The following is an 18,331-nucleotide window of genomic DNA, read 5'->3' as shown; positions in this document are numbered from 1 at the left end:
GACCCCCTACAGTTCAGCTCGCGGTGCGGCGTTCTCGCGGAATTCCAGGTCGACGCTGAAGTTCGCCCAGCCGTCAGCGACGAGGAAGACGATGCGGTCCGCGTCGCACTTGGCGTACATGCGCAGGTCGCAGGTCATGCCGCGCATTGCGACGGGGATGTTCACCTGAGAGGTCAGCCCGATGTTGACCCGGTATCCGTTGGTGGAGGTGATCGGGTTGACGTTGTACGCCGTGGAGGGGGTGTTGAGGACGTTGCCGCCCGACCCCACTAGGCCAACCCGGACGAGCCCGCGGGCGTCGTAGGTGCCACCCGTGCCGTTGGGTGCGGGGTAGAGGACGCTGAACCAGTTCGCGACGACCTGCACCTGCGTTGCCCACTCCGGGATGGTGACGGTCCAGTCGTGCTGGGGCCATCTCTCGTAGTCGCTGGTGAAGTCAGCTTCGTCCCAGCGCCCGTCTTCGAGGCCCTGCCCGCGCTGCACCCTGAGTTCCCGGAGTCGCTTGGGGTTGGCCATCTGGCGGACGTCGGTGATCATTGCGGCGGTGATCGTGGCGGTGTTCGCGGGGATGTCGATGCGGGCGAGAGCGACCCCCGTGGTGCCAGCGGGCACGTCGGTGGTGGTGTTGGTGACGCCCTCGATGACGCGGAAGTAGTAGACGGGATCCGTGGTCACGTCGTGCGTCCACGGGGTCCCGCTGATGTTGGGGTCCTCGACTCGGAGGATCACCAGGTCGGAGCGTCCACCGCCTGACCCGGTCGGCGAGACGGGGATCTCGGCGTCGCCCACGTTGAAGGCGAAGTAGCTGCCCTGGAAAGCCGCTTCCGCGCCGAGGATGGTCGCTCCGCCGGAGGTCGCCCGCACGCTCGTGCCCGGGACCGTCAGGGGGAGGATCTGAAGGTGGCCGCTGTCCACGACGCCGTTCCTCGACGCTGTCCCCGACTGAAGCTGAAGCCGGGCGATCCGCGACGAGGACTGTGCCCCCTCAACCGCCCAGGAGTCCATCTCCAAAGCCATGTGCTCTCCTAGGGGGTCTCGTAGGCGTCGCGCCAGCTGATCGTGCAGGTGGACTGTCCGGACAGGTCGGTGCCCCTGTACGCGAGGACCGTCTGCCCGACGGGCAATCTGAAGTCGGAGAGCGCGGCGCCGCGGGCCACGCCGGCGAAGCTCGCGCCGTCGTCTCGGAGGATGGTCTGTGCCCACGGGCGGGTGTCGATGGTGATCGACCTGTCCGCAGCGAGGGTGGTGTCGAGGCGTAGCGACCGGCCTGTGCCGACGAGCTCGATCGACGGCTGAGCGACGGGGCCGCGGATGGTGATCACGGGCCACGAGGGCTTGTTGCCCGCGTTCACCACGGCGTCCTGTCGGACTCCCTGCGCGCCCCACGTGATGGGCCACGTGACCGGCCAGGTGATGCCCGTGCCCGCTGCGGTGACGAGAGTGAGGGTGACGGAGCGTCCTACTCCGTCGGGACCGTCGGCGTAGAAGACGCTGTCGAAGGTCTGGAACGTCGCGGTCAAGTCCACGATCCCGAGGTCGCGTTGCCGCTGGGACGACGGTGTGAGCCGCCTCGGCCTGCCGTAGACGATCATCGTGGGCGACCCGGGGAGCCGCATTCGCAGCGGGACCACGGCCCGTGGTGTGGCTCTGGTCGTGGCGGCGTCCCACACCGCGGCGAGCTGCGCCCATGCCGACCGGGAGTCCGCGGCCGTGGTCGTGTCCGTCCACAGGTCGATGGTGATCGTCCGGCCGTCTTTGTAGTCGATGCCGGCCTGTTCGCCGTCGGCGCCCGGGGTGGGCTGGTCGCCCAGCCGTGTCCCCGGGTCGCCGATGGTGATGTCGTCGGACTGGACGGAGGTGAGGTCGCCGAAGACGACCCCACCCAGCTCGTACTGGCGCTCCTGGAGGTCAGCCATCGGCGTACCGGCCTCCCTTGCTGAGGACCCGGATCTCGTGGGTCATCGTGTCCGCCATCTCGCGAATGCCGTCGTCTGCGGAGTGCAGATGGAAGGACTGGGAGCCGACGAGGGGGGAGGCGGGCGTGCTTGTGCTGGCCTGCCCTGTGGCCTTGCCTGCGGTCGCGAGCATCCGCGCCGACTCGGCGTTGCTGTAGACGCGCGCCGGGTCGTCGAACCTTGCGAGCTCCGGACCCCGTTCACCGACGACCGCCCACCCTGAGGCGACGCCGCCGTCCGCGTACCCGGCGATGTTCCGGATCTGCCGGACGAGCGGGCTCATGCCCGCCCGCTCGTCCTGTTCGCGGTCCTGCCTGACGATGTCCGCGATGGACACGAGCCCGCCGTGGGCGAACCCGGCGGCGCCCCAGTTCGGGCGGAAGATCGCACCACCCGAGTAGGGCGCTGCGGTCACGTTGTTGGACTGGTTGCCGCCGACTCGCCGCCCACCGCCAGCGGTGGTGACGAGGTTGACGTGCCGTGTGCCGTACACGGCGACGTCGCCGGGCTGCGGTGAGTTCGTGCGCGGCATTCCGCTCGTGTAGTAGTCGCCCGTCCACGCGGTCCGGGCGGCGCCGCCGAGGGCGCGGGACGCACCCGACTGGGCGAAAAGCCAGCTGATGAACATGGCGCACCACGGAGCGCCGTTCATGCCGAACCATCGGGTAATCGCGTTGACGTTGTTCCCGTTTGACTCCGGGTAGCGGCCGATGGACGCCTCAGCAAGCGCAGCGACTCCCATCGGCCCTCGGGAGCTGTTCTTGAAGTCCTCGGCCATCGAGTCGCCGATGGACCCGATCAGGCTGTTGACGAGGATGTTCCACTCGGGGCGAATATCGCGGCGGTGGTCGTCGACGATGTCCCACGCAGTGGAGCCCGCGCCCCGGCTGACTCGGCCTCCCTTCGCGAACCCCTGCACGGCACCCTTGGGGATCTGTTTGTGGCGGAGTGCTTCCATGAAACCCACGCCGTAGTGGTCGACGACGTGGGTGGGCTGCACGAACTCGCCGTCGGACAGCCACGCGGGGATCGAGTCGGACGTCGCCGTGCCGGGCCCGGACACCGGGCCGCCGACAGCGAAAGTCGACGCCGACGCACCCCGGAAGGGGTTCGCGTTCGACGCACTCGCACGCACGCCGGCCCACGTGCCGTTCGCTCTGACCTCGATCGCCGTGCGCACGTCCGAGGGAATGCCGAGGTACTCGTCGGCAAGGTCTTCGGCCTCGGTTGAGGTCAGTCCCATCTGTCGGGCGACCCGGACGAATTCCTCTCGGCCGCGCGCCGCGGTCGCGGTCTGCTCGGCGACGGACTCGCCGTTGAGGCGGGTAGCCTCCGTGTTCGCGATGGTGGTGTCACGGATCTGGCGCAGGGTGGCCTCGTTGGCGCGGCCCTGCTCGGTGTTCAGGTCGAGAGTGGAGCCGTTGGTGGCGATGCTGGCCGTGGCTGCGTCCACGGCGGCCTGGAAGTTGGACTCAGCCTCGACCGCGCTGACGTGCGCGCCCGTGAGAGCGTCCAAAGCGGTCCGCAGGTCGCGAGCCTGGAAGGCACCCTCCGCCATCGACGCGTTGAGCTCGTCCTGACCCTCCCTGACCGGACCCATCGCCTCGGTCTGGCGGCGGTACGACTCGCCCGCCCCATCGACCGCAGTCGCCTCTTCGTCGATGGCGTCCCGAAGCTCCATGAGCTGGGTGACGCTGCCGGACCACTGCTGGTGGCTGATCTCGCCCGCGTCGTACATGCGGTCATAGGCAGCGATCTGCTCGTCGATGCTGCCGACGACCTCTTCGTAGGCGCCGCCCTGCCGAAGGACGGCGTCGGTGACCCGGTCGGTAGAGAAGCCGAGCCTCTCGGCGAGCTGGAGGGTTTCCTCCTCTTCGAGGTTCTTCACGGCGAGGGCGCGTGCGGATTCGCCGAGTGCGCCGGCGTCCGCCTGGATGGCAGCGGTGTACGCCTCGGTCTCCTGTCGGGCGCGGGCTTTGGCAGTGGCGAAAGCGCCGAGGGCGATGACGCCCGCCGCAATGGCGATCCCCCATGGGCCTCCGAGGGCGCCGACCGCACCGGACAGGGCTCCGGAGAAGCGCGAGGTGCCAGTGGCTGCCGTGGTGGCGTTGGTGCCGACGGTGGACAGGCTGGACGTGTACTCGCGGATGTGCCCCGGAAGCTCCCGCATGGGCTGGATCAGACCGGTGTTAACCCGCCCGAACAGCTGGAAGGCAACCTGTGCAGTCTTCGCCGCGATGGCCGCTTGGAGCAGCCACGGCGCGGTCTCGGCGACCATGGAGATTGCTTCAGCGAAGACGGTGAGGCCCTGCGCGTAGATGGTGCCGAGCGGGCCGATGGCCACGCCGACGTCGATCGCGGCGGAGGCGATGGACCCGAACATCTCTGTGAAGACAGGGCCGTTCGCAATGGTCCAGGCGATGAAGCCCTCGAAGTTCTCGGCTTCGTGGCCCCACTCGGCGAAGCGCGCGGTGGACCGCTCCAGGCCGGGCGCGACCACGGTCCACAGGGGCTCCATGTTCATGACGAGACCGGCGACGCCGCTGGTCAGGTTGCCGATGGAGCGGCCGAAGGTGATCGTGCTGGGGTTGGCCTGCCGGGAGATGAAGGAGAAGAACGCCGTCCAGCGGGGGTTCCCCAGTGCTTCTTGCGCCTCGTCGCCAAGGGTGGACAGGGCCGACGCGGTGCGGTTCGTGGCCGGAGTGAGCAGGCGCAGTCCGACGTTGGCGACGTCCAGGCCACTGGCAGCAGCCTGAAGGACGGGCCGGTCCGTTGCCGCACGGAAGGTCTGCCACGACGCGGTGAGCCCGCCCATGGACTCCTGGAACTCGCGCTGCCCGGCGGTCAGGTTGTCGGTCGCCGAGTTGGCTTCCCTGATCGCGGGGATCGCCGCGAGGGCAAAACCCGCCGCGCCGACACCGGCCGCGGTGAAGCCGGACGCGACCGCGCCCAGGCCCCCGGCGAGCGCGCCCACGGCGGGCACGAGCGGGGGGACGAGGGTGGTGATCGCGAGCACGCCGGCGGGGGAGACGTCCGAGAACGGGCGCTGCTGGCCGCCGCTTCGGGGTGTGCTTCCGCCGCCCCCTCCACCCGAAGGGGCAGAGGGGGTCCTCGGAGCGACGGGGGCGATGGGTCCGCTGCCGCTGGTGGCCACGCGCATGTTGATGACGCGCCCGTCCAACCGATCCGCGGCCTTCTCGGCACGGACCAGCGAGGCGAGCGCGGTGCGGGTGTCCGCGGACACGGTGATGCGCGGGGCGCGGCGGCCGACCTGGTCGAGCTGGCGACGGAAGGAGTCGAGCTCCTGCTTCGCCTTGGTCGAGTCGAGCCCGACGGGGATGTCCATGCCCCGGCCGGCGTGCTGCTGGAGCTCGGCGCGCAGCCGGGGCCCGAAACGCTTGAGGTCGGGGAGGACGTCGACCCACACTGATCCGGCGTCGGGCATGGCGACACCCCCTACTCGGCTGGTGGTGTCTTCACGAGCTTGAGGTGCCTCTTCGGCGGCGCGAAGCGCTCCAAATAGGCTTGCTTCCTCGGATCAGGGCGACGCGACGCCTTCTCCTGCGCCTTCTCGTCCTTCGCCGTGGGCACCGGGTACGGGTGGATCTCCGGCGGTTCGCCTTTGAGGCGTCCGCCGACCCACATGACCCGCATGAGCGCCTGGATCCGCGAGTCGAGCAGCGCCAGCTGGTCGTTGGTCTCCGACCACGGCCGTCCCGGGTCGCGTCCGGCGAGGACGGCCCGGGTGCGGGGCATTCGGGCGAGGTCGTGGATGACGAGGAGGACCATGCGCCGCATGGTGATCCGTCCGGCGTAGAAGTCGATCAGGTCGACGCCTCGGTCGAGTAGGTCGAGCTCGACTTCGCGCGGGTGCTCCTCTAGGACGTGGAGGAGCTGGAGCCTTCCCCCCGGGTGGCCCCTGCCATGTCGTCGAAGTAGCGGATGACGCGACCGACCTCACGGGAGGAGTGGTCGAGGAAGTCGTCCATCTGGGAGGAGTCCGCGAGCGCACCCTTCACCCACGCCATGATGTCGCCGACCGCGAACGCGACGTTGGCCTTGTACGGCCACTCGGAAAGCGGCTTGAAGGTGAAGGTCGAGCCGTCGGCCATGACGAACGTCGCGTCCTGCTCCATCGCCTCGGACACCTGTGCGCCCTTGTTGTCAGGCAGGTCGGCGACAGCGATCGCCCCAGCGGGGACGGCGGGCTTCTTCGTGGCGGGCTTTCGGGCAGCGGTCATGGCGGTCTCCTCGTGTTCACGCAGGTTGAGCGCAGGTTGGTGTAGGTGGTCGGGTGCACCTGCGCGGACACCCGACCACCGGTCTCTATGCGGTGACGGTGACCGCGAGGGCGTCGGCGACGCCCCGGTATGACGCGGTGATGGTCGCCTCTCCGGCGCCGACTCCGGTCACGGTGCCGTCGGCGTCGACGGTGGCGATCAGGGGTGCGGACGTGTCCCATGTGGCGGTCGCGGACACGTCGTCGGTCTCGGAGCTGTAGTAGGTCGCGGTCGCGGTGAGCTGTGTGGTCGCGGCGACAGCCACGGTCGCAGTTCCGGCGACCTCCAGGGTGTCCACGGGCAGCCACATGCCGTCGCTGAGGTAGAACCGGTTGAACATGAGCCCGTCGCTGGCCTCGTACACGGTCCAGGTCAGGCCCGAAGCCGTCACGTTCTCCGCGTTTTTGGACCGTTCAGCGCGGGTCGTGACCTCCGCGATCGCGGCGACGGTGCGCTCGTGGTTGACTCCATCGAAAGTGTCCACCGCGAGCATGTACTTGCGCTGACCCGTGGGCCGATACACCGGGTACGAGATGATGCCGCCGGGCAGCTCCTCCAGCGCGGACAGGGGCACGTTGTCGTACAGGGCCTGGGTGTAGGGATTGACCTCCCACATCGGGGTGGTGAACGTCTTGGTCACGCCCGTGATGTCGGTCCTGACGGGCGACTTGTAGCCGAGGGGCGTCTTGGCGTTGCGCTCTTCCTCGTAGGCCTCGGTGAGCCCGGCGGGGTCGATCGCTCCGAGGTCCCACCACTCTGGTCCGAACGCGTCGAGGCCCTCCGGCAGCGAGCTCCCGAGCGGTGCGACGTAGCACTTGCCGCCGTCCGTCCCGAATGCGCGGATTGCGTTGACGTTGTCCGCCATGTCCCCTCCTGGGGTTCAGCCCTGGTGTGGGCATGGAAAAACCCCGGCACCAGAAGGCGTCGGGGTTGTGGTCTGGGGTGGGTCAGGTGACCCGGAAGGGGCGCAGGTAGAGCTCGCCGGTGAAGGCCAAGCTGATGAGGTTGGTGTTGTCGTCGCGGAACGGCGCGGGGTTGGACTGGCCGCGGACGCACCCGACGGTGGCCGCGCCGCCCGGCGTGTACGTGGTCGGCGGCAGGGTGATGGTCTGCCCGGACATGGCGGCGAAGTGCGCGGACACGTACCCGGCAAGGTCGATCGCTCCGGGCCTGCCTGCGGACTCGTCCACGCGGACGATGCACTGGATGCGGGCGATGTCGTGGACGCGTCGGTCAGCGGGCGGTGACGGGAGCCGCACGAACTGCACGATCGGCAGCGACGAGGCGAACAGCTCAGGCTCGGGGAGCTCGGAGCACACCATGCCCACCGCATCCCCGAGGCGTGCCCGGTGCCAGGTGATCGCGACCAGCTCAGCGTCCGGGTAGAGGATGACGGGCAGGGCCACGACGCCCCCTAGCTGCGCGGCTTGGGCCGCCAGGACGACGGCGGAGCCTTGCTGTCCAGGTAGTCCGTGACGCGCTGCTGCTCTTCAGGTTTCGCCTTGGGAGCGAGAGAGTCCACGAGGTTCACCTCAGCTGCGAGCAGCGTGACGTTGACACCTGGTATGCATCCAGGCGCGGACATGATCCGCACTCCGGAGTCGTCGATGGGCACGGGGAGGGGCTCGCCGTTGACGAGGACGCGGAAGTCGTCGCCGTACCGCTCCACTCGGATGACGGGCAGGTCAGGCATCGGCGTCCTTCTCCGTCTTCGCGGGCGTGGGCCGCTTCGGGAGGGGCTTTGGAGCCTCCTGCTGCTTCGGTGCGGGCTTGTCGGTCTTGGGCTTCGCGGCCTCGGCGATCTTCACGGCCTCATCCGGGGAGACCTTCACGATCTTGCCCTTGCCGTCAGCGACGATGCCCTCCGCCTCGGCGCTGGACACGTACACGGTCTCGCCCTGCGTTCGCTTCGAGCCGTCGGGGGCCTTGTGCGGGTAGCCGATCTTGACGTGCGGCATGGTTCTCCTCAGATGTGCGTGGTGCCTCGCGCCGCCAACTCCAGCGCCTCGGCGAGATTGTTCGTGGGAGCCGTGCCCGGATGGCGGACCATGGCCACCGGGTGTGCAGCGCCGGGCCACCACAGGGCCCCGGCCGTGCGGGGTCGGATGATGTGCGGACGTGTCCCGTACTCGATCCACTCGGACTTGCGGTCACGGGCGATGACCCGCCACCCGTGCGGCTGGAGCTTCTCGGTGTCAATGCTGGACACGTAGTCGCCGCGGTCGATCGGGCCACGACCGCGCGCCATCGCCTGCACACGGCGGGCACGGTTGTGGATGTCGTCGTCCACGGGACCCCAGCTGCCGAGGCTGTTGATCACGGCCTGGTTGAGTTCGACGCGGCCCATGTCACCCCTCGATCCAGTTGGCCTTGAGGATCATGTGGCCGAGGTCGCCGACGTCAGGGAGAGTGAAAGGGTTGCCGTTGACCTGCCAGATGACACCGTCGATCTCCAGAGCGTCGGTCGCGACCACGTCAGTGCCCGGTTCCAGGTACACCGCGACGGACTTGCTGACTTGCTCGCGCCCGCCGCGCCGCTCCTCCTTGGTCGCGAGACTCGCGCCGAGGGTGGCCGAGTCCGGCTGCACACAGGCGTCGAACGGGCCCGTGCGGACAGCCGCGCTCCAGTCCTTCGTGCTCCTCGATCGGTTCCCGTGCGCGTCCGTGACCAGCGGCGGCCGGAGCACGTACACCTGGTCCGTGATGATCGGGAGCGCCACTCAGATCACCACCGGATGGGCGGGGATCAGACCCTCGATACGGAGGATGGACACGGCCTGCGACGAGTAGGGCTCCTCCACGACACGGCCAGTGGTCGGGTCGGTCGCGAAGTTCTTGCTGACCTTGTCGACCTTGACCGCGGACAGCTTCCCGCCCGGGTCGGCCGGCGTGTTCGACCCCTTGGGCTTGAAGCTCGCCTGAGCGCAGACCGCGTCCCGCAGGGCGTCGATCACCTTCTGCTCCGTGGGCTTACCGTCGGCGTCCGTGGCGTACACGGCGCCGATCAGCAGCCCGTCGATGGCGAGGGAGGCGTCCCGCAGCGCCACAGTCGCGCCGGCCGGAGGCTCGGACAGGCCGAGCCACTCGGCCAGCTCAGCGGGAGTCGCATAGACCGGAGCCACGAGACACCTCCTACTCGTCGGCCTGGGCGATGAGCTCGGCCTTGGTCAGGTCCTTGGCTTCGGCTTCGGACAGGTCCGTGGTGGAGGCGATGTAGGCGATCCACGTGGCCTTGTCGTCGGACTGCTTCGGACGCTCGGGCTGGGCGGTGAGAGCGTCCGGCGTGGACACCATGTCCTCCATCGCCGGGCCCCGGTCGGGGCCGACCACAGGCGGCGGGTCGGCGGGGGAGGACACCAGCACCCAGTTGGGCAGGTTGTCCAGCCGCGCCGACCGACGCTCGTAGCCGACCTCGTCCCCCGTGTTGCTGTTGCGGTAGACGTACATCCAGCGCCCCCTACGAGCCGTCAGCACCCTTGATGAGCACCGCGCGGGTCGCATCGAGGGTCTTCACGCCATACAGGGTGTCCAGGGACACGATGTCGCGCTTGCTGGTGATGTCGTAGTCCATGACCACCCGGATGCCGAAGCCCTTGTACGAGGCGATCGCCGCGTTCGCCGCCCCGCCCGGGAGCTCCAGGGGACGGGTCACCAGCGCCACGGCGGTCCGGTGGAAGCCCACGCCGACCTCGGTGGTCGACACGCCCGGCCCCTGGGTGGGTCGCTTGATGTTCTGGGTCTTGTAGGTGTCGAACCCGAACTTCCTGCCGATCCCGGCCTCGATCAGACCCTCGGTGGAACCGCGCTTGTCCGCCTCGCTGAACAGGGGGTCCGCGATCCAGTTCGCAGCCATCAGCGGACCCACCACTGCACGCCGCTCCCGCTCGGGGACCTTGGCTTCGTCCAGGACGCGGCCGGCGTCGATCAGCGACCGGGGGTCGGACCAGGGGTGCATGACGTCGCCGGCGACCACGCCGACTTCCTGGGTGATGTCGTCCCGGAAAGCGAGGATGTCGCGGTCGATCTTCTGCGAGATCGCTTCCAGGGCCGGGTCGAGGAGCTGCGCGGAGAAGTCCTCGATCGCCAGAGTGCGGTCGCGTGAGGTGACAGCGAAGGACACGTCCGCAAAGTGGTTCAGGACGACGGGGACCTCGCCCTCGTTCGCGTCCTGGATGGTGATGCCGTCGGCCTGCACGAACTCCTGGGCCTCGAAGATCGCGGGCTTGCGGATTGTGACCTGCCCGCCGACCTTCGGCACGAACTCGCTGGAGTAGTCGCGGTGGACGAGCTGCGCCATCACGCAGGTCTCGTACAGGGTCGCCAGGGCGGCGCGGGCGATGATGTCAGGGGTGAGGAAGGTGTTGGCCACGGCCAGTTTCTCCTAGTCAGTCGAGTCCGCTGCGGGCCCGACGGGCCCTGCGGAAGTCGTCGAAGTCGTTGCGGGTCGGTGGCTTGTCTCCGGACCCGCCGGAGAAATCGCCTGAGGAAGCCGCGGGCGCCGGGCTCGTGGCCTTGTACTTCGGGTTGTCCTCCACGGTCTTCGCCACGAGCGCGTCGAGCGCCGCAGTGAAGCCGTCGTCGGAGGGGTCGAGTTCGCCGAGCTTGGCGGCGAAAGTCCGGGAGTCGAGGAGCGAGTCGACGTCGGCGCCGGCCTTGCGGGCGGCCTTCGCGGCAGCGGTCTCGACGCGCAGTGCGCGGAGCTCGGTGTCGCGGTCGGCGGCGGCCTTCTGCGCGGCGGTGAGCTGTGCGGTCAGCTCCTCGGCGGTGGGGGGAGCGGCTTCGGCGTCGTCCTTGACGAACCCGAATGCCTTGCCGAGCTTCTGCACGAGCGCGCTCTCGGCGTCCGCAGCAGCCTGCTGCTTCGCGTTGGTGCGGTCGCTGGCGTTCTCGGCGCGCAGCTTGCGGACCATCTTCGCGAGCTCGGCGGGCGACAGGGACGCGAGGTCGTCAGCGTCGGGCGCCGCGGGCTTAGCCGCCTCCGGCTTCACCTCGGGCGCTGGCGCCGGCGCGGCGGGCTTCGGCGCGGTGGTGTCCTCGGAGGCCTGCTGCGGTTCGGCCGGCGCGGTGGTGACCTCCACCGCGTGGACGGCGTCCGCGGGTGCGGCCTGCTCGGTGGTCGGGGTGGTGTCGGCGGCGGGCGCCTGGCCCTGCTGCTCGGTCACGATGATCTCCAAAGGGAAAGGCCACCGCCTGGGTGGCCTCAGCTGGATGGGGTGTGTCGTCGGGGTGCCATAGGCTGCGGCTCCCCTGAGAGAAGGGAGTGCCATGAGGCACTCGGATGAAGAGCTGCTCGACTTCGACAAGGAGCGGCTTGCGGCCTGGGAGCCCAAGCGAGTGGAGAACGTCCTCATCGGCGAAGATGGCGACCTGTACCGCAACCACCTCGTGATCGCGAAGTGGCTCGACCAGTGGGCCGAAGGCCTTCCGGAAGAGGGAGACGAGGACTACAGGCAGGCCCTCCGAGAGGTCGGTGCGCACCTAAGGCAGGCCGACCTGGTTCCTGGTGGAGTGCTGTACGACCAGATGCAGCACGGTCGCTAGTCCTACCCTGCGGGCGCCGGCGGCTCCTCGTCGGCGCCTTCGCTTTGCCTCGGGATGATCCCCGCAGCGACGAACGGGTTGATTACCGGGTTCTCCTCCTGAATGCGCGTGACCTCCTCGACGACCTGCTCGTCATGCCAGTCCGGGTGAATCGCACGAACCCGAATCTCCGTGGACGCCGCTCCCGCCGCCTCCCACAGCTGCACAGTGCGGGCCGTCGCCTCCGGTGCGTCCTGCACACCATCAGGCCACTGCACCATCACCGGCTGCGGGCGGATCCTGTGCTCCGGGAACACGTGCGCGTCCATCTCCAGGACAGTCCGCGAGAACCGCTTCAACGGGCCGGTCTGATAGCCAAGCTTCCGGGCCCGGTTCGAGAACGTCCTCCGCTCCCTGTGCTGCACCTCAGTGGCAGTCACGTTCACATCCGAAGGGCCCTCGCCGAATGTCTGCGCAGAGAAACCCGCGCCACGGACGATCTGCTCAGCGAGCGCCTGCGCACCAGCGAGATGCTCATCGATCCGGATTGCGGGCTGGATCAGCTGAAGAAGGTCACCAAGACCCTGCCCCTGCTGCTGAAGCATCCCATTGACGCCCTTGTAGATCTCCCTGTCGACGTCGAAGCGCTGCCCCTGGCCGCGCCCAAGGTTGTCGAGGAAGCTGTCCGGTACCACCAGACGGGCCTTCGCGAGCCGGATTTCCCGCACGAGCGCCGACCACGTCTCATCAAGGGAGTCGAAGAGCTGCTCCACGCCCTGATAGTCCGACCGCCCGAGTGCGCTTCCCCTGATCAGCCGGTTGGGGCGCATGTTCGGGAAGTACTCGACGGCGAGGCCGCGAGCGCCCGTGGAGATTCCTCCATTGGAGTCCACCAGCGGGGCGAGGCCCTCAGCGCCCGGGTGGTCCTGCAAGGCTGCGACCCGGCCGAGGCGATCCTCGGTGCCTCGGTACAGGCCGTGGTAGACCCTGCCGGGCTCGTGGCGCTCAAGGTGCCGCCACACGCTCCCGTCCTCGTCGGAAAGCACGCGCCAGAAGGTTACGGCGGTCAGGTACTGGCCTGACCATTCGGGGGCCGCACAGTCCGGGATGATCGGCTCAACGATGATGTGGTCGGCCACGGCGGTGTTCCACGACGCGCGCTGGAAGACCCCACCGTAAGGGGAGCAGATTTCCGCGCCCTCGATCAGCGCCGAATGCATTGTGGTCAACAGGACGTCGAGGCGCTCCTGAGTGGGCTGGTGTTCCTCAGCGACAGTCAGCGACGGGGGTTCGGCGTAGAGCAGGTCCGCGTTGACGCTGGCAATGTCCGACGCGAGAGGGACATGCAGCCGTGTGGGCTGCTGCCCGTCCGTGGGCGGTGCCCCCCAGAACAGTCGTCCGACCGTGCCGCGCACTCCGCCGGAGTACTGCCAGGGGTGCGTTTTCAGGTCTACGCCGCCCGTGGACCCGCCGTACACCCTGGCGAGTTCGGTGGGGTCGCCGCCGTACCAGGCTCCCCACTCGTCGTAGAGCTCACGGGGGCGTTGGGTTTCCTTCGGCGGCCACGGGATGTTCCGGTCAGGGAGCGGCACCATCCACCCCCATCTCACGGTCAGTAGTCATCAGGCCCGAAGAATCCGGCAGAGGGGTCACGCGCTGTCACTCAAGGCCACGCTCACGCCGGTCGAGAATCTGCGCGAGGATCAGGTACGAGTCAGCGACGGACACCAGCCTCGGCGCGGCATCCATGCCCGCGCACGCACGCGCTTCAGCGAGAGTCGCAGCAGCCAGCGTGGTCGCTTCCTCGAACGTCGGCTGCTTGGTGGTCGTGGGCGCGGTGGGTTCAGTCATGCTGCCAACTCCAGAGGGTCGATCAGATACGGGCGCCACAGGGCCTCGGAAGTCGTCAGGGCGTACCGGCCAGCATCGAGGCTGTGGTCTGCGGTCTTGATGGGAGCGTCCAAGCCCTTCTCCGTCGCCTTCTCGTCCCACGAGTAGCCACCCACCTCGTTGATCCAGCCCGCGCACCGGTCCGAGACGAGGAGCTGACGACGGGCGAGGAGCGTTGCGACCATGCTGATGCCGTGGGCGACGTCGTTGTGAGCGGGCGACGTAGCAAGACCGTCCTGGTGGAGCTGCACACGGAAGCTCGCCGCCGCAGGGTCGACGGCTACGTACTCAACCGGTAGACGCGATCCGTCAGGGAGATGCGGGCGGTCCATCCACTCCAGCAACCGGGCCGACTGCTGGGCGTCGGTAAGGCGCTGCGCGTCACGCCGGGGTTCGTGCCGGTACTCGTCCACAAGGAACAGGCGGCCGTCGCGAGCGATCCCGAGGAGCAGACCAGCGCTGGCGTTCGTCGTGCCGTAGTCCACACCGAGGCACACCAGACGCTCCATGGGCGGCAGGTCTTGCCACGCCACCACGTGCTCGTCCGGATCCCACATGTCGTAGACAGCGCCCTGACCAGCGATCCAATCCCCGAGAATGAACCTCCTGAACCACAAGCCCGTGTACTGCTGCTTGAGCAGATCCACGTAGCTGGGGTCCAGCGACGGGTTGTCGTCGAGGGTGAAATGCCAGTGCCGCATGCCGACCTCGTCGGCGCGCAGTACGAAGTCTTGCCTGAGCCAATGCCCGGGGTGGTCGGGGTTCGTCGTGGCCAGCAGCTTCGCGCCTTTCACGCGCAGGCGGCTGATCAGCATCATCCAGAACGACTGCGGGACGAGCGTCGCCTCGTCCACGTAGGAGAGCGCGATGGTCGCTCCGCGGATGCGCCCCTCCGAGCGGGCGTCGGACGCGCCCACCAGGTGCACGGTCCGACCAAGGATTACCGCAGTCGTGGACCCGGGCGTGTGGTGGATCTGGCCGGCGAGCACACCGAACAGCTCAGGGGAGCTCAGTGGGTCGAGGAGGTTGCGTTCGATGGTCTGGAGCGTGCGTCCGACCATGACGATGAGCCCGGTCGACGGCGCGCGGGTCAGCAAGATCAGGAACGCCAGCAGCGAGCTGATGGTCTTGCCCGACGACACCGCCCCGGACCACAGTGCGATCTGCGGGGTCGACATCGCCCCGACGATCGATCGGATCTGGGCGGGGGAGAGGTGCCCGGTGAGACGCGAAAGATCCACGCCCACCCCCGGATTCTGACCCCCGATAAGCCAGCGTTATCGGCGGCTAGACCTTGGTTGAGGTCTCATCAGGAGGTTCGGAGTCGAGGACCTCAGCGGCCTTCTCCAGAGCGTCCGCGATGCCCGACAGCATCGACGCCGCAGTCGCCGCGCCCGAGTCCGTCTCGGTGGCGAGGATCTTCAGATGCTTGTCGAGGGCGACCGCCGACGCGGTCATGAGGTTGCGGAGGTCCCCGGTCGGCGCCCTGTCGAGCAGGTGCTCGTTGTAGGTGTTCTCCTTGCCGCCGAAGCTGTAGACCAAGTGCGGCTCGTCCATCTGGTCAAGGAGCTCGTTGGCCTTGCGGAGGTACTTCTCGGAGATCTCAGCACGCAGGGCGGCCATGTCGGTCGTGCGCGCGCGTGTGGCCTTTTCGGTGTCCGCACGTGCGAAGGCGTCCTTCACTTCACCCTCGGCTGCGATGCGGCGCACGGTGTCAGGACTGACCTCGTGAGCCTTGGCGATGCCCCTACAGGTACCGCCAGCGCGGATGTCTTCGAGGATCGCTTCGCGCTTCTCATCACTGATGCGTGGAGGCACAATCCGCTCACCCCCAGCCCGTTCCGTCTCGCCCTGGTGCACACTGGTGTCCCCGCGTCGCCCGCTCCGACGTCCCCCTACCGGAGGTGTGTCGTGAGGCTGTTGCTGGCGTGTGCCGTGGTCGTCGTCGTGTCGGGCTGCTCTGCTGGTGCCGAGCCTGCGGAGGAGCCGGCGCCGTCTCCGTCGGAGGCTGTTGCTGTGTCCCCGTCCGAGTCGCCGTCGCCTGATGTGTCAGTGGACCCGATGTCCGCTCAGGTCATCTGCCAGGACCTACGCCTGTGGGACGCGTACCGTCGGGCGAACCTGCCCCAGGAGCGGGAGGCTATGAACTCTCTGGGCGAGGACATCGCGACGAAGGCCCTGGAGGAGGACGCCGAGCCGGAGCTGCGCGAGATCGCCGTGGAGCACGCGGGTGAGCCGGGGGTGTCGGCCGACGCGATGATCCCGTGGTGCACGGAGAACACGGAAGCGTCGAACCCGACGTCGCCGTGGTGACTGCCCACAGCCCCTTGTCGTCCCGAGGTGGTAGACCAACATGACCATGACCCCCTAGGAGGCCCCTTGAAGCTGTCCGAGGTTCACGAAGCAATCACGAAGTCTCGCCCGCACGACTGGAAGCACATCCCGCTGTGGGCGAGCAACACCGGGACCGGGTTTCACCACACATTGGAGACGCGCGGAAACGGCGAGGGACAAACGCTAAGCATTGATCGACACACGCACCAGATGGTGTTCCGCGACGATGTGTCGCTGACGATCGGTTGGGGGATCAAGGATTCTGACGACCTGGTCCCGGACTTCCTGGAGAAGTTCTCCATGGTCGATAAGGCTCGGTCATTCTTCGCTGACGTGTTCTGGAACAACGCCCTGATTCACAGGGAGGGCGTGTACGCGTTCAAGAGCCTTGAGCACGTCTTCCTCCCCACAGGCGAGCCCGTCTACTCCGACGACGACAGCGATGACGCGGAAGTGGTTCGGTACGAGGTGACACCGTTCCAGGTGTCCCTGGTGCGGGTTCTCCACTCTGCCGAACTCCGGAACTTCGACGACCACTTCGCCCGTTCGGAGTTCGTTGTGGTGGACGCGGGCGAGTGAGTGTTCATCCCGGCCGCGCGCTACCCCCTGTGGCGGCGGCCGGGACGTTCAGAGGTCGCTGCTGCGGGATGTGCGGATTGCCTGTCGCGCTCCGGTCCCAACGCCCGTCAGGTAGACCCATGCCTCGCGGTAGGTGAACGAGCCGATGTTGGCGACGCCCACGGTGAAGCTGAACAGGTTGGGGACCTTCACCCATTCGCCGTCGACCTTCTCGGACAGGCAGCCGTCCTTGACGGTGATGTTGAGGCCGGTTTCCATCTTGACGGTGGCGGCGAGCCAGGCAAGCTTGCGGCCGTCACTCCAGCCTTGTTCTAGGGCTGGTTCGATGTGCCCGCCATGCTCGGTCAGGACTTCCGTGACGTCGGGTAGGTCATAGTGCATGATCAACCCTCCGCCGTGGGGTTCTCGATCTCGTCGGCTGCTTCTCGGAGCGCCGCTGCGAGCGTGGACGCGATGTCTCCGACTTCCCACAGCAGCGGGCGTTCGCGGCCGACGCTGACTGGCACGTCGAGGGTCATCGTCCCGAGCTCGTAGTCCCGGCCGCCGATGCGCGCGATGAGCGTCATGTCGGTGCGGCAGCACCCGGGCGAGAGAAGCGCGGGGATGCTGTCGCTGTGGTCGTGTGGGGTGATGTGGCCACCACTGGCGCATGTCATCCCCGACCGCCGATCGTGAAGCGGTTCGCGTTCTGGATCTCAGCCAGCTCAGACTCAGAGGGAGCACGGTGAATGCGCATGGCCATGTCCGCCTTCTGCTCGCTGGCACGCCGGATGACGCGAATCCCCGCGTTCGGGACAGAAGCGACAGGCTCTCGCACGTCCCCGTCATGGAAGATGAAGGTGGCGTCGCCGTCGAAGAAGTCGTACCGCTCGGCCTTGATGGTCTCGACGTGTCCGTCGATCCACATGATGGCCCAGGTGGCCATGGTCTCTCCCGAGGGTGTTGAGGGTGGAGTCCCGGCGCTCGACGTCCACCCTCATGGCGGAGCGCCGGGACGTGTGTGTCCGGTCGCGGGCCAAGGCGTGTGAGTGTGCCCGGCCGGACGGTCTTAGGTGTGCGCGTCCTGGTGCAGGCTCGCAAGGTTGATCCACGTCTGTGCGAGTTCGTTGTACTGCGACATCTTCGCGAGGTCGGTCTCGTCCTCAGCGAATTGGAGGAGGCGTGACGCGTTGGCCATGCACCCCTCGAAGGTGAGCGGAGACCCCGCCTGTGGGTGCGTCACGTCTACCTCCGAGAGATCAGGGTGCGGTTGTCAGCGCGTGGGGGAGCGAGTCGCCGCAGCGTTCGCAGAGTGGCCCGCCATTGATGATCCGGACCGGGCTCTTGTAGCCGAACGGGCGTCTCTCAATGACCTTGCCCCCGTTCGGGGGAGGCGTGTAGTCCTCGGGGTGGACGTGACCGTGTTCCTCGCAGTCGCGTCGCGCTTGCCAGCGTTCAAGCTCCCGGATGCGGGCGGGGTCAGACCGGGGCACGCTCACACCCTCGCTTTCCCGCACGCGGTCCACGTGAGCAGCGCCGCGAGGTCGGAATCAGTCGGCGGAAGAGCGCGCGCCGCGAAGTCCACGGCGGAAGACGCGCTACCCCGCGTGGCCCACAGGACGCCGCTGCTGTGCACGGCCCAGCCGTCGTCGTGGGGTTCGACGCGAACGGTCTCGCCGCTGGCGGTCTTCCACTCGATGCCGGTGGACAGTTCCACGATCGCGAGAAGACGCTTGGCCGCCCGCATGGAGTCCTGGGCCTGCTGTGCGAGCTGGGTGTTGGTCGCCACGGCAT

General features: G+C 68.1%; 27 protein-coding genes. 3 read left to right on the top strand and 24 right to left on the bottom strand.

Features of this window, described 5'->3' with window-relative positions:
• Positions 1 to 6 precede the first annotated feature (6 nt).
• The 15 genes from ABZ234_RS03785 to ABZ234_RS03715 all read right to left on the bottom strand — a co-directional run bounded on the left by ABZ234_RS03785 (position 7) and on the right by ABZ234_RS03715 (position 11,397).
• The gene (locus ABZ234_RS03785) at positions 7 to 915 is read right to left on the bottom strand and encodes a hypothetical protein (protein ID WP_355010907.1); all 909 of its coding nucleotides are present in this window, start codon (positions 913 to 915) and stop codon (positions 7 to 9) included.
• Positions 916 to 1,025: 110 nt separating this feature from the next.
• Positions 1,026 to 1,916 carry a hypothetical protein gene (locus ABZ234_RS03780; RefSeq protein WP_355010906.1) on the bottom strand — a complete coding sequence of 297 codons (891 nt, stop codon included), beginning with the start codon at positions 1,914 to 1,916 and terminating at the stop codon, positions 1,026 to 1,028.
• Complete coding sequence (locus ABZ234_RS03775; RefSeq protein WP_355010905.1) at positions 1,909 to 5,400, bottom strand: hypothetical protein; 3,492 nt, start codon at positions 5,398 to 5,400, stop codon at positions 1,909 to 1,911. Before ABZ234_RS03775 ends, ABZ234_RS03780 begins: the two co-directional genes overlap by 8 nt.
• A gap of 11 nt (positions 5,401 to 5,411) precedes the next feature.
• On the bottom strand, positions 5,412 to 5,744 hold the full coding sequence (locus ABZ234_RS03770) for a hypothetical protein (protein WP_355010904.1): 333 nt from the start codon (positions 5,742 to 5,744) through the stop codon (positions 5,412 to 5,414).
• Between the two features lie 89 nt (positions 5,745 to 5,833).
• Complete coding sequence (locus ABZ234_RS03765) at positions 5,834 to 6,196, bottom strand: hypothetical protein (protein WP_355010903.1); 363 nt, start codon at positions 6,194 to 6,196, stop codon at positions 5,834 to 5,836.
• Between the two features lie 85 nt (positions 6,197 to 6,281).
• Complete coding sequence (locus ABZ234_RS03760) at positions 6,282 to 7,100, bottom strand: Ig-like domain-containing protein (RefSeq protein WP_355010902.1); 819 nt, start codon at positions 7,098 to 7,100, stop codon at positions 6,282 to 6,284.
• Between the two features lie 82 nt (positions 7,101 to 7,182).
• On the bottom strand, positions 7,183 to 7,641 hold the full coding sequence (locus tag ABZ234_RS03755; protein WP_355010901.1) for a hypothetical protein: 459 nt from the start codon (positions 7,639 to 7,641) through the stop codon (positions 7,183 to 7,185).
• 8 nt (positions 7,642 to 7,649) lie between these two features.
• Positions 7,650 to 7,928: a hypothetical protein gene (locus tag ABZ234_RS03750; protein ID WP_355010900.1), complete on the bottom strand. Its 279-nt coding sequence runs from the start codon at positions 7,926 to 7,928 to the stop codon at positions 7,650 to 7,652.
• A complete protein-coding gene (locus tag ABZ234_RS03745; protein ID WP_355010899.1) occupies positions 7,921 to 8,193 on the bottom strand; it encodes a hypothetical protein in 273 nt (90 codons plus the stop codon). The genes ABZ234_RS03750 and ABZ234_RS03745 overlap by 8 nt, the downstream gene beginning before the upstream one ends.
• Before the next feature lie 8 nt (positions 8,194 to 8,201).
• Positions 8,202 to 8,582 (bottom strand): hypothetical protein, encoded by a 381-nt coding sequence (locus ABZ234_RS03740; protein ID WP_355010898.1) that lies wholly within the window; start codon positions 8,580 to 8,582, stop codon positions 8,202 to 8,204.
• 1 nt (position 8,583) lies between these two features.
• Entirely contained in the window at positions 8,584 to 8,955 is a 372-nt protein-coding gene (locus ABZ234_RS03735) for a hypothetical protein (protein ID WP_355010897.1), read from the bottom strand.
• Positions 8,956 to 9,357 (bottom strand): hypothetical protein, encoded by a 402-nt coding sequence (locus tag ABZ234_RS03730; RefSeq protein ID WP_355010896.1) that lies wholly within the window; start codon positions 9,355 to 9,357, stop codon positions 8,956 to 8,958.
• A gap of 10 nt (positions 9,358 to 9,367) precedes the next feature.
• Positions 9,368 to 9,682, bottom strand: a complete 315-nt coding sequence (locus ABZ234_RS03725) for a hypothetical protein (protein WP_355010895.1) — start codon at positions 9,680 to 9,682, stop codon at positions 9,368 to 9,370.
• A gap of 10 nt (positions 9,683 to 9,692) precedes the next feature.
• The gene (locus tag ABZ234_RS03720; RefSeq protein ID WP_355010894.1) at positions 9,693 to 10,604 is read right to left on the bottom strand and encodes a P22 phage major capsid protein family protein; all 912 of its coding nucleotides are present in this window, start codon (positions 10,602 to 10,604) and stop codon (positions 9,693 to 9,695) included.
• Between the two features lie 16 nt (positions 10,605 to 10,620).
• Complete coding sequence (locus ABZ234_RS03715) at positions 10,621 to 11,397, bottom strand: hypothetical protein (RefSeq protein ID WP_355010893.1); 777 nt, start codon at positions 11,395 to 11,397, stop codon at positions 10,621 to 10,623.
• Between the two features lie 103 nt (positions 11,398 to 11,500).
• On the opposite strand from ABZ234_RS03715, the gene ABZ234_RS03710 reads away from it, so the two are divergent.
• On the top strand, positions 11,501 to 11,776 hold the full coding sequence (locus ABZ234_RS03710) for a hypothetical protein (protein WP_355010892.1): 276 nt from the start codon (positions 11,501 to 11,503) through the stop codon (positions 11,774 to 11,776).
• A gap of 2 nt (positions 11,777 to 11,778) precedes the next feature.
• Here the strand turns inward: ABZ234_RS03710 and ABZ234_RS03705 are convergent, their stop codons facing one another.
• From ABZ234_RS03705 to ABZ234_RS03690, 4 genes are all read right to left on the bottom strand, one after another.
• Entirely contained in the window at positions 11,779 to 13,350 is a 1,572-nt protein-coding gene (locus ABZ234_RS03705) for a hypothetical protein (RefSeq protein WP_355010891.1), read from the bottom strand.
• A gap of 64 nt (positions 13,351 to 13,414) precedes the next feature.
• Positions 13,415 to 13,606: a hypothetical protein gene (locus ABZ234_RS03700; RefSeq protein ID WP_355010890.1), complete on the bottom strand. Its 192-nt coding sequence runs from the start codon at positions 13,604 to 13,606 to the stop codon at positions 13,415 to 13,417.
• The gene (locus tag ABZ234_RS03695; protein WP_355010889.1) at positions 13,603 to 14,892 is read right to left on the bottom strand and encodes a terminase family protein; all 1,290 of its coding nucleotides are present in this window, start codon (positions 14,890 to 14,892) and stop codon (positions 13,603 to 13,605) included. Before ABZ234_RS03695 ends, ABZ234_RS03700 begins: the two co-directional genes overlap by 4 nt.
• Positions 14,893 to 14,932: 40 nt before the next feature.
• On the bottom strand, positions 14,933 to 15,328 hold the full coding sequence (locus ABZ234_RS03690) for a hypothetical protein (protein WP_355010888.1): 396 nt from the start codon (positions 15,326 to 15,328) through the stop codon (positions 14,933 to 14,935).
• Positions 15,329 to 15,706: 378 nt separating this feature from the next.
• Here ABZ234_RS03690 and ABZ234_RS03685 point away from each other — a divergent pair, with 378 nt between their 5' ends.
• Both ABZ234_RS03685 and ABZ234_RS03680 read left to right on the top strand, forming a co-directional pair.
• A complete protein-coding gene (locus tag ABZ234_RS03685; protein WP_355010887.1) occupies positions 15,707 to 15,958 on the top strand; it encodes a hypothetical protein in 252 nt (83 codons plus the stop codon).
• A gap of 66 nt (positions 15,959 to 16,024) precedes the next feature.
• Positions 16,025 to 16,558: a hypothetical protein gene (locus ABZ234_RS03680; protein ID WP_355010886.1), complete on the top strand. Its 534-nt coding sequence runs from the start codon at positions 16,025 to 16,027 to the stop codon at positions 16,556 to 16,558.
• 48 nt (positions 16,559 to 16,606) lie between these two features.
• Here ABZ234_RS03680 and ABZ234_RS03675 read toward each other — a convergent pair whose 3' ends face one another.
• The 5 genes from ABZ234_RS03675 to ABZ234_RS03655 all read right to left on the bottom strand — a co-directional run bounded on the left by ABZ234_RS03675 (position 16,607) and on the right by ABZ234_RS03655 (position 18,326).
• Entirely contained in the window at positions 16,607 to 16,939 is a 333-nt protein-coding gene (locus tag ABZ234_RS03675) for a hypothetical protein (RefSeq protein ID WP_355010885.1), read from the bottom strand.
• Between the two features lie 2 nt (positions 16,940 to 16,941).
• The gene (locus ABZ234_RS03670) at positions 16,942 to 17,214 is read right to left on the bottom strand and encodes a hypothetical protein (RefSeq protein ID WP_355010884.1); all 273 of its coding nucleotides are present in this window, start codon (positions 17,212 to 17,214) and stop codon (positions 16,942 to 16,944) included.
• Positions 17,211 to 17,483, bottom strand: coding sequence for a hypothetical protein (locus tag ABZ234_RS03665; RefSeq protein ID WP_355010883.1), 273 nt, complete (start codon positions 17,481 to 17,483; stop codon positions 17,211 to 17,213). The genes ABZ234_RS03670 and ABZ234_RS03665 overlap by 4 nt, the downstream gene beginning before the upstream one ends.
• Positions 17,484 to 17,606: 123 nt before the next feature.
• A complete protein-coding gene (locus ABZ234_RS03660) occupies positions 17,607 to 17,780 on the bottom strand; it encodes a hypothetical protein (RefSeq protein WP_355010882.1) in 174 nt (57 codons plus the stop codon).
• A gap of 252 nt (positions 17,781 to 18,032) precedes the next feature.
• On the bottom strand, positions 18,033 to 18,326 hold the full coding sequence (locus tag ABZ234_RS03655) for a hypothetical protein (RefSeq protein WP_355010881.1): 294 nt from the start codon (positions 18,324 to 18,326) through the stop codon (positions 18,033 to 18,035).
• Positions 18,327 to 18,331 lie beyond the last annotated feature (5 nt).

Origin of the sequence: Nocardiopsis sp. NPDC006198 (assembly GCF_040613895.1) — a bacterium.
In the GTDB taxonomy this organism is placed as follows: Bacteria; Actinomycetota; Actinomycetes; order Streptosporangiales; family Streptosporangiaceae; genus Nocardiopsis; species Nocardiopsis tropica.
This window is presented reverse-complemented; position numbering and strand designations above follow the sequence as displayed.

Bases quoted from the DNA above. Each gene is read 5' to 3' on its own strand.
- ABZ234_RS03780 (WP_355010906.1), bottom strand. From the start codon at position 1,916: ATGGCTGACCTCCAGGAGCGCCAGTACGAGCTGGGTGGGGTCGTCTTC.
- ABZ234_RS03775 (WP_355010905.1), bottom strand. From the start codon at position 5,400: ATGCCCGACGCCGGATCAGTGTGGGTCGACGTCCTCCCCGACCTCAAG.
- ABZ234_RS03770 (WP_355010904.1), bottom strand. From the start codon at position 5,744: ATGGTCCTCCTCGTCATCCACGACCTCGCCCGAATGCCCCGCACCCGG.
- ABZ234_RS03765 (WP_355010903.1), bottom strand. From the start codon at position 6,196: ATGACCGCTGCCCGAAAGCCCGCCACGAAGAAGCCCGCCGTCCCCGCT.
- ABZ234_RS03760 (WP_355010902.1), bottom strand. From the start codon at position 7,100: ATGGCGGACAACGTCAACGCAATCCGCGCATTCGGGACGGACGGCGGC.
- ABZ234_RS03750 (WP_355010900.1), bottom strand. From the start codon at position 7,928: ATGCCTGACCTGCCCGTCATCCGAGTGGAGCGGTACGGCGACGACTTC.
- ABZ234_RS03745 (WP_355010899.1), bottom strand. From the start codon at position 8,193: ATGCCGCACGTCAAGATCGGCTACCCGCACAAGGCCCCCGACGGCTCG.
- ABZ234_RS03740 (WP_355010898.1), bottom strand. From the start codon at position 8,582: ATGGGCCGCGTCGAACTCAACCAGGCCGTGATCAACAGCCTCGGCAGC.
- ABZ234_RS03725 (WP_355010895.1), bottom strand. From the start codon at position 9,682: ATGTACGTCTACCGCAACAGCAACACGGGGGACGAGGTCGGCTACGAG.
- ABZ234_RS03710 (WP_355010892.1), top strand. From the start codon at position 11,501: ATGAGGCACTCGGATGAAGAGCTGCTCGACTTCGACAAGGAGCGGCTT.
- ABZ234_RS03705 (WP_355010891.1), bottom strand. From the start codon at position 13,350: ATGGTGCCGCTCCCTGACCGGAACATCCCGTGGCCGCCGAAGGAAACC.
- ABZ234_RS03700 (WP_355010890.1), bottom strand. From the start codon at position 13,606: ATGACTGAACCCACCGCGCCCACGACCACCAAGCAGCCGACGTTCGAG.
- ABZ234_RS03685 (WP_355010887.1), top strand. From the start codon at position 15,707: ATGTCCGCTCAGGTCATCTGCCAGGACCTACGCCTGTGGGACGCGTAC.
- ABZ234_RS03675 (WP_355010885.1), bottom strand. From the start codon at position 16,939: ATGCACTATGACCTACCCGACGTCACGGAAGTCCTGACCGAGCATGGC.
- ABZ234_RS03670 (WP_355010884.1), bottom strand. From the start codon at position 17,214: ATGACATGCGCCAGTGGTGGCCACATCACCCCACACGACCACAGCGAC.
- ABZ234_RS03665 (WP_355010883.1), bottom strand. From the start codon at position 17,483: ATGGCCACCTGGGCCATCATGTGGATCGACGGACACGTCGAGACCATC.